Annotated in this window: 17 protein-coding genes and 1 pseudogene; all 18 read right to left on the bottom strand. The window is 40.7% G+C overall.

Annotated elements, in window-relative coordinates; all coding sequences use genetic code 11:
• Window positions 1-109: pseudogene (gene rplR, locus Q1V93_RS18840) on the bottom strand (50S ribosomal protein L18); the annotation flags it as partial.
• Between the two features lie 11 nt (window positions 110-120).
• On the bottom strand, window positions 121-678 hold the full coding sequence (gene rplF / locus Q1V93_RS18845; RefSeq protein WP_300666946.1) for a 50S ribosomal protein L6: 558 nt from the start codon (window positions 676-678) through the stop codon (window positions 121-123).
• A gap of 194 nt (window positions 679-872) precedes the next feature.
• Window positions 873-1271, bottom strand: coding sequence for a 30S ribosomal protein S8 (gene rpsH / locus Q1V93_RS18850; RefSeq protein ID WP_300666949.1), 399 nt, complete (start codon window positions 1269-1271; stop codon window positions 873-875).
• Window positions 1272-1343: 72 nt separating this feature from the next.
• A complete protein-coding gene (rpsN, locus tag Q1V93_RS18855) occupies window positions 1344-1613 on the bottom strand; it encodes a 30S ribosomal protein S14 (protein ID WP_013685542.1) in 270 nt (89 codons plus the stop codon).
• 4 nt (window positions 1614-1617) lie between these two features.
• A complete protein-coding gene (gene rplE, locus Q1V93_RS18860; protein WP_300666952.1) occupies window positions 1618-2169 on the bottom strand; it encodes a 50S ribosomal protein L5 in 552 nt (183 codons plus the stop codon).
• The gene (gene rplX / locus Q1V93_RS18865; protein WP_300666955.1) at window positions 2169-2486 is read right to left on the bottom strand and encodes a 50S ribosomal protein L24; all 318 of its coding nucleotides are present in this window, start codon (window positions 2484-2486) and stop codon (window positions 2169-2171) included. Before rplX ends, rplE begins: the two co-directional genes overlap by 1 nt.
• A 14-nt stretch (window positions 2487-2500) precedes the next feature.
• Window positions 2501-2869: a 50S ribosomal protein L14 gene (gene rplN / locus Q1V93_RS18870; protein ID WP_013685545.1), complete on the bottom strand. Its 369-nt coding sequence runs from the start codon at window positions 2867-2869 to the stop codon at window positions 2501-2503.
• Window positions 2870-2881: 12 nt separating this feature from the next.
• Window positions 2882-3139: a 30S ribosomal protein S17 gene (gene rpsQ, locus Q1V93_RS18875; RefSeq protein WP_124747812.1), complete on the bottom strand. Its 258-nt coding sequence runs from the start codon at window positions 3137-3139 to the stop codon at window positions 2882-2884.
• 26 nt (window positions 3140-3165) lie between these two features.
• The gene (rpmC, locus tag Q1V93_RS18880) at window positions 3166-3360 is read right to left on the bottom strand and encodes a 50S ribosomal protein L29 (protein WP_300666959.1); all 195 of its coding nucleotides are present in this window, start codon (window positions 3358-3360) and stop codon (window positions 3166-3168) included.
• Window positions 3361-3367: 7 nt separating this feature from the next.
• Window positions 3368-3796 carry a 50S ribosomal protein L16 gene (rplP, locus tag Q1V93_RS18885; RefSeq protein WP_124744427.1) on the bottom strand — a complete coding sequence of 143 codons (429 nt, stop codon included), beginning with the start codon at window positions 3794-3796 and terminating at the stop codon, window positions 3368-3370.
• 23 nt (window positions 3797-3819) lie between these two features.
• Window positions 3820-4575 carry a 30S ribosomal protein S3 gene (gene rpsC, locus Q1V93_RS18890; RefSeq protein ID WP_294671853.1) on the bottom strand — a complete coding sequence of 252 codons (756 nt, stop codon included), beginning with the start codon at window positions 4573-4575 and terminating at the stop codon, window positions 3820-3822.
• 11 nt (window positions 4576-4586) lie between these two features.
• Window positions 4587-4982, bottom strand: coding sequence for a 50S ribosomal protein L22 (gene rplV / locus Q1V93_RS18895; RefSeq protein ID WP_300666966.1), 396 nt, complete (start codon window positions 4980-4982; stop codon window positions 4587-4589).
• 15 nt (window positions 4983-4997) lie between these two features.
• The gene (gene rpsS / locus Q1V93_RS18900) at window positions 4998-5276 is read right to left on the bottom strand and encodes a 30S ribosomal protein S19 (RefSeq protein ID WP_124744424.1); all 279 of its coding nucleotides are present in this window, start codon (window positions 5274-5276) and stop codon (window positions 4998-5000) included.
• A 3-nt stretch (window positions 5277-5279) separates the two neighbouring features.
• Entirely contained in the window at window positions 5280-6104 is an 825-nt protein-coding gene (rplB, locus tag Q1V93_RS18905; protein WP_124744423.1) for a 50S ribosomal protein L2, read from the bottom strand.
• Window positions 6105-6114: 10 nt separating this feature from the next.
• Complete coding sequence (gene rplW, locus Q1V93_RS18910; protein ID WP_124744422.1) at window positions 6115-6408, bottom strand: 50S ribosomal protein L23; 294 nt, start codon at window positions 6406-6408, stop codon at window positions 6115-6117.
• A gap of 6 nt (window positions 6409-6414) precedes the next feature.
• Window positions 6415-7041, bottom strand: coding sequence for a 50S ribosomal protein L4 (gene rplD / locus Q1V93_RS18915; RefSeq protein WP_300666973.1), 627 nt, complete (start codon window positions 7039-7041; stop codon window positions 6415-6417).
• Window positions 7041-7655 (bottom strand): 50S ribosomal protein L3, encoded by a 615-nt coding sequence (gene rplC / locus Q1V93_RS18920; protein WP_300666975.1) that lies wholly within the window; start codon window positions 7653-7655, stop codon window positions 7041-7043. Before rplC ends, rplD begins: the two co-directional genes overlap by 1 nt.
• Before the next feature lie 89 nt (window positions 7656-7744).
• Window positions 7745-7880, bottom strand: a 136-nt coding sequence (locus tag Q1V93_RS18925; protein WP_300666977.1) for a 30S ribosomal protein S10, incomplete at its 5' end; no start/stop codon positions are given.

The following is a 7880-nucleotide window of genomic DNA, read 5'->3' on the forward strand; positions in this document are numbered from 1 at the left end:
GCTTGTTTGAACGGAATACAGAAAGACGAGGCACTGAAGTTGTACCAGAAATTTTCTTTCTGATTCTTCTCTTAATTTTTGCTCTTCTGTTTACTTTACTAAATGCCATAACTTCTAAAATTATTTTTTACCTGCAGATTTACCAGCTTTTCTTCTAATCTCTTCGCCCATGAAGCGAATACCTTTTCCTTTATACGGTTCTGGTTTACGAAGGGAACGAATTTTGGCAGCAGCCTGGCCCAAAAGTTGCTTGTCGTGTGACTCTAAAGTCACAACCGGAGCTTTACCTTTTTGAGTATCTGCAGATACCTTAATTTCTTTCGGGAATTCGATGATAATCGGGTGAGAATAACCTAATGCTAATTCCAACAACTGACCAGTTGCTGTAGCACGGTAACCTACTCCGATTACTTCCAATTCCTTTTTGTACCCTTCGGATACTCCGACAACCATATTTTGAACTAACGCGCGGTATAAACCGTGCTTAGAACGATGGTCCGGCGCATCAGACGCGCGGCTTAAAGTGATTACAGAACCATCAATGCTCAAAGAAACAGCGTTTGAATCAAACACTTGCTCCAATGTACCTTGCTTTCCTTTTACGGAAATTACTGATCCGTCCACCTTTACTTCAACTCCACTCGGGATTGTTACTGGGGATTTACCTATCCTTGACATTATTTATATTAATTACGAATTACGAAAACGAGCGCGAAGATACAACAATAAAAGATACAAGTCAAGTACTCATATCTTTTGTCTCTCTAGCACTCAGAAATCTGCATTCTAGTTTTACTGAATTGATAACTTAAAATTGAAAATTGAAAAGACTTTGAACCATCTTTTCAATTCTCCTTTTTCAATTATACTTTTTAATAAACGTAGCAAAGAACTTCTCCACCAACGTTTTCTTTTCTTGCTTCTTTGTCTGTGATCACCCCTCTTGAAGTAGAAACGATAGCGATTCCCAAACCGTTCAATACACGTGGCATTTCTGTCGCGCTGGAGTACTTACGAAGACCTGGACGAGACGCACGCTCGATTTTAGTAATCGCCGGAACTTTTGTTGATTGGTTATACTTCAATGCGATTTTAATCACACCTTGTTTTCCATCTTCTTCGAATTTGTAATTCGCGATGTAACCTTGATCAAACAAGATTGCTGTAATAGCTTTTTTCGTGTTTGAAGCCGGAATTTCTACGGTTTTCAAACGAGCCATATTCGCGTTACGAATTCGTGTAAGATAATCTGCAATTGGATCTGTAAACATTATTGTTACTTTAATCAATTAATACTCGGTAGAGTTTCCATCCCCCGACGATAAATGCCGGGGATCAGACTTTTACCAACTTGCTTTTTTAACTCCCGGGATTTTACCAGCCAACGCCATTTCACGGAAAGTAACACGTGAAACACCGAATTGACGCATATAACCACGAGGACGACCAGTCAACCCACAACGATTGTGCACACGAACTTTAGATGAGTTCGCTGGCAATTGCTGCAATGCATCCCAATCTCCGGCAGCTTTCAACTCAGCTCTTTTAGCTGCGTATTTTGCTACCATTTTTTCTCTTTTGCGCTCACGCGCTTTCATTGATTCCTTAGCCATTGTCTTATTTTTTGATGAATGGGAATCCGAAGGCATCTAGCAAAGCTCTTCCTTCTTCGTCGCTTTCAGCAGATGTAACAAAAGTGATATCCATTCCTAAAATCTTGCTTACCTTATCGATATCGATTTCAGGAAAAATGATATGCTCTTTAACTCCTAAATTGAAGTTACCACGTCCATCAAATCCTTTTGGATTAACTCCACGGAAATCACGTGTACGAGGTAAAGCAACAGCGATAAAACGATCTAAGAAATCGTACATTTTATCACCACGCAAAGTAACTTTAGTACCAATTGGCATTCCTTTACGTAATTTAAAGTTTGATACGTCTTTTTTAGACACAGTAGCTACTGCTTTTTGACCTGCGATACGAGATACATCTGCGATCGCATTATCAACAACTTTCTTATCAGCAACCGCGTCACCCAATCCCTGGCTGATCACGATCTTTTGTAACTTAGGTACACGCATAATGGTTTTGTACCCAAATTTCTCAGTAAGCGCAGGAATAATTTCCTCTGTATACTGTTTTTTTAATCTTGGTGAATAACTCATTACTTGATCTCCTCTCCTGATTTTTTAGAATAACGAACTAATTTACCTTTCGCATTTTCCTTACGGCCAGTGCGGCTAGCTTGTCCTTTAATAACCACCATTAAGTTGGAAATATGAATAGTTCCTTCTTTTTCGATGATCCCACCTTGTGGTTCGGACGCACTTGGTTTCGTGTGGCGTTTCACCATGTTCACTCCACCAACGGTAGCACGTTCTTTGTTTCTGTCAATAGTCAATACTGTTCCTTCTTGACCTCTAGACTCACCGCTCAATACTTTAACAGTGTCGCCTACTTTGATGTGTAATTTCTTTTGCATGACTTCACTACTTATTAAAGTACTTCGGGAGCAAGTGAAACAATTTTCATGTAATTGTTTTCACGAAGCTCACGAGCTACTGGTCCAAAAATACGGGTTCCTCTCATCTCCCCCGCCTGATTCAAGATAACGCAAGCGTTATCATCGAAACGAATGTAAGAACCGTCTGGTCGGCGAACCTCCTTACGTGTTCTTACAACAACCGCCTTGGCAACCGATCCTTTTTTTACGGCTCCAGAGGGCATTGCGCTCTTAACAGCTACTACGATCTTATCTCCTACAGAAGCATAACGACGTTTTGTACCACCTAATACGCGGATACATAACACCTCTTTTGCTCCGGAGTTATCTGCAACTGCAAGTCTTGATTCTTGTTGTATCATTGCAACTAATTATTATTTAGCTCTTTCTAAAATTTCTACTAATCTCCAATTCTTGTTTTTAGACAAGGGACGAGTCTCCATGATCTTAACGGTGTCACCAATGTTACAGTCGTTATTTTCATCGTGGGCCACAAATTTAGTAGTTTTTTTGACGAACTTACCATATTTCGGGTGTTTTACTTTTCTTTCTACAGAAACGACGATAGATTTTTCCATCTTATCGCTGGTAACAGTCCCGATACGTTCTTTTCTTAAATTACGCTTTTCCATTTCAAGCTTCTTTAACGAATCAAGCACTATGCTTGATTCTGACGTTTTGTTAATTCAGTATTCAAACGTGCAATTGCTTTGCGATTGTTACGAATTACGATCGGGTTCTCCAATGGAGTAACTGTATGTCCGATTTTCATTTTTCCCAATGCTTCTGTTGCACTCGCGATTTGTTTTTTCAAATCTTCAACTGAAAGTTTACTTAAATCTTCCTTTTTCATGCTTCAATTATTTTCCTGGTATAACATAATCGTTACGCACGATAAACTTACATTTCACTGGAAGTTTTTGAGCTGCTAAACGAAGTGCTTCCTTAGCAACTTCATAAGGAACTCCGTCTGCCTCGAACATAATACGACCTGGTCTAACAACTGCCACCCAGTGACTAGGAGCTCCCTTACCTTTACCCATACGTACCTCTGCAGGCTTCGATGTGATCGGTTTGTCAGGGAAGATACGGATCCACACCTTTCCTTCACGCTTCATGTAACGCGTAACTGCGATACGGGAAGCTTCAATCTGGCGTGATGTAATCCATCCTGGCTCCAATGTTTTTAGTCCAAAAGATCCGAATGCAATTGTGCTTCCGCGTTGTGCTTCACCACGATTACGACCTTTTTGAACTCTTCTAAATTTGGTTCTCTTTGGAGATAACATCTTCTGAAAATTTTAATGTGTTTTTACTTCTTTTTACGGTTGTTTCCACCTTTTCCACCAGCCGGACGACGGTTTCCTCTATCGCGGTCTCCAGATGGCGCACCACCTTTTGCCCCTTGAGCAGCCATTCCAACATTTGGAGAAAGATCACGACGACCGTAAACTTCACCTTTGCAGATCCATACTTTGATCCCGATCAAACCGTAAGTAGTCAATGCCTCACCTACTGCATAATCGATATCAGCTCTGAACGTATGTAACGGAGTACGTCCATCTTTGTACATTTCTGAACGAGCCATTTCCGCTCCATTCAAACGACCTGAAATTTTCACTTTGATACCTTCGGCACCCATTCTCATGGTTGAACCGATAGCCATCTTGATAGCGCGACGAAATGAAATACGAGCTTCGATCTGACGAGCGATTCCATCAGCAACCAAGCGAGCATCCAATTCAGGACGTTTCACTTCGAAGATATTGATCTGAATCTCTTTTTTCGTCAATTTCTTTAACTCTTCTTTCAATTTGTCTACTTCTTGACCACCTTTACCGATAATCACACCCGGACGAGCCGTGTTGATTGTTACAGTAACGAGCTTGAGGGTGCGCTCGATGATGATTTTCGAAATACTTGCTCTGGATAAACGAGCGTGAAGATATTTGCGAATTTGATCGTCTTCAACGATTTTATCGCGGTAGTTATCTCCACCGTACCAGTTAGATTCCCATCCGTGGATGAAACCTAGTCTATTACCAATTGGATTCGTCTTTTGTCCCATTTCCTTTACAATTATTTAGAACCATCAACAACGATAGTCACGTGGTTTGATCTTTTACGAACTCGGTAAGCTCTACCTTGAGGTGCAGTTTGAATACGCTTCAACATACCAGCACTACCTACTTCAATAGATTTCACCACTAATTTTTCATCCTCAATGCTCTTACCTTCGTTTTTAGCTTCCCAGTTAGCAATTGCAGAACGCAATAACTTTGATAAACTTAACGATGCGTCTTTCGCATTGTGTTGCAATATGTTTAGAGCTTTATTTACTTCTAATCCACGTACAAGATCTGCAACTAATCTCATTTTACGAGGAGAAATCGGAGAATCGTTCAACTTAGCAAATGCTGTTGACTGCTTCTCTTCTTTAATCTTATCAGCTCTTAATTTTTTTCTAGCGCCCATGTCACTTGAATTTTACTATCTTTTTTTATCCTTTTTGTTAGCACCATGCCCACGGAAGTTACGTGTAGGAGAAAATTCTCCCAACTTGTGACCAACCATGTTTTCTGTTACAAACACAGGAATAAACTTATTCCCGTTATGCACTGCAAACGTCAACCCGACCATGTCTGGGGTGATTGTAGAAGCGCGGGACCAAGTTTTGATTACTGCCTTGCTTCCGCTTTCTTGTGCTGCATCCACTCTTTTTGTCAACTTATAGTGTACAAAAGGTGGTTTTTTCAACGAACGACTCATACCTTATTTCTTTCTTCTCTCGATGATAAACTTATCTGAATACTTCTTTTTCGAACGCGTTTTGTATCCTTTAGCAGGCATACCATTACGAGAACGAGGGTGTCCACCGGCGTTACGCCCTTCACCACCACCCATCGGGTGATCAACCGGGTTCATCACAACACCACGTACACGTGGACGACGACCCAACCAGCGTGAGCGACCAGCTTTACCAGAAACTACTAATGAATGTTCTCCATTCGATACAGCTCCGATTGTAGCCATACAAGTAGTCAAAATCATACGAGTCTCACCAGAAGGCAATTTGATAATCGCAAAGCGACCATCACGAGCGTTCAATTGAGCATATGTTCCTGCTCCACGAGCAATTGCACCACCTTTTCCAGGTTGCAACTCAATGTTATGGATCACAGATCCAAGAGGAACATCGGATAAAAATAATGCGTTTCCAACATTTGGAGCGGCACCTGCACCAGAAACAACAGTATCACCTACTTTCAATCCTTCAGGAGCAACGATATAACGTTTCTCTCCATCCACATAATAAAGCAATGCAATACGAGCAGTTCTGTTTGGATCGTATTCGATTGTCTTAACTACCGCAGGCACTCCGTGCTTCTCGCGTTTAAAGTCAATAATACGATACTTTTGCTTGTGTCCACCACCGATGTAGCGCATGGTCATACGACCATCATTGTTACGACCACCAGACTTGCTTTTCTTCGCAACTAAGCTCTTTTCAGGAACGTTCGTTGTTACTTCAGCATACGTACTGTTGATCTTGTGTCTTTGCCCTGGAGTAATAGGCTGAAATTTTCTAAGACCCATCAGTTTTTACTTAAAAATTATTAAACAAATCAATCGTTTCTCCTTCGGCAACAGTTACGATGGCTTTTTTCCATACGCGACTTTTTTGCTCAACGACACCTCTATTCGTAAATTTCGTAGAGGATTTTCCACCGCCATAAGTGAGTGTGCGTACATTCACAACGTGAACTCCGTACATCTTTTCGACAGCGCTTTTAATTTCCAATTTATTCGCCTTGCGATCTACTTCGAAAGCGAAGCTACCGTTATCATTAGCGGCAGTTGCTTTTTCAGTAATGATTGGCTTTTTGATAATTGTGCTCATCATCAATTAGTTTAGAATCTTTTCGATTACTTCGATTGAACTTTCTGTTAATACAACTTTCTTCGCATTCAACACATCGTATGTGTTAACGGAATCAGCAGATACAACTTTAATGCGTTGTAAGTTACGTGAAGACAAGTAAACATTGTCGTTACCAGCTCCAACGATCATCAACACCTTCTCGTTTAACAAGTTCAAGTTCGATAACATCGATTTGAATTCTGCTGTTTTTGGTGTTGCAATAGCTACATCTTCTACAACTAAAATTGAATCCAATTTTGCTTTATAAGCGAAAGCAGATTTACGTGCCAAACGCTTTAATTTGATATTCAATTTGAAGTGGTAGTTACGCGGGCGTGGTCCGAAAATACGTCCACCTCCTACACGTGTACCAGATTTAACACTACCAGCACGAGCACCACCCGTACCTTTTTGTTTTTTCAGTTTTCTGGTAGATCCAGCGATCTCAGCTCTTTCTTTAGACTTGTGCGTTCCCTGACGACGATTCGCCAAATGTTGCTTCACATCTAAATAAATTGCGTGATCGTTTGGTTCGATTCCAAAAATTCCATCCGACAAGGTTACCTTTTTGGAAGTAGCCTTTCCTTTGCTATCAATTACTTTTACTTCCATTATTTCTGAATTGTTACGGTTGAACCTTTAGGTCCCGGAATAGAACCCTTAACTACGATAAGATTTTTGTCAGCCAAAATACGCAATACCTCTAAGTTCTCCACAGTTACGCGTTTGTTACCCATTTGTCCGGCCATGCGCATTCCTTTGAATACACGTGCAGGATATGAACAAGCACCAATTGAACCCGGAGCACGCAAACGGTTATGCTGACCGTGAGTTGATTGTCCAACACCACCAAAATTGTGACGTTTTACAACCCCTTGAAAACCTTTACCTTTAGATGTTCCGGCAATTCCAACAAATTCTCCTTCTTCGAAGATTGTTGCGTCAACCACATCCCCAAGATTCAGTCCGTCAAAGCCTTTAAACTCCACCAATTTAGATTTTGGTGTCGTGTTTGCTTTTTTGAAGTGACCTTTCAATGCATTTGGAGTGTTACGCTCTTTGCGCTCTCCAAATCCTAATTGAATTGCCTCGTACCCATCTCGATCTTGTGTTTTAACCTGAGTCACTACACAAGGACCAGCTTCTATTACTGTGCATGGTGTTGCCTTACCCTCGACACTGTAGATGCTAGTCATCCCGATTTTTTTACCAATAATTCCAGGCATACTTTACTAATTATAAATTATAAATTATTAAAGTGATGTAAATCTCAATGTCTGGGTGAAAGGTTTTTCACCCAGACCTGAGTATCTCATCACACTTTAATTTCTACATCAACTCCTGAAGGAAGTTCTAATCTCATTAACGCGTCAACAGTCTTAGAAGAAGAACTGTAGATATCCAACAAACGCTTGTAAGAACACAATTCGAACTGCTCACGTGCTTTCTTG

The sequence above is a fragment of the Fluviicola sp. genome, assembly GCF_030151805.1.
Taxonomy (GTDB): domain Bacteria; phylum Bacteroidota; class Bacteroidia; order Flavobacteriales_D; family Crocinitomicaceae; genus Fluviicola.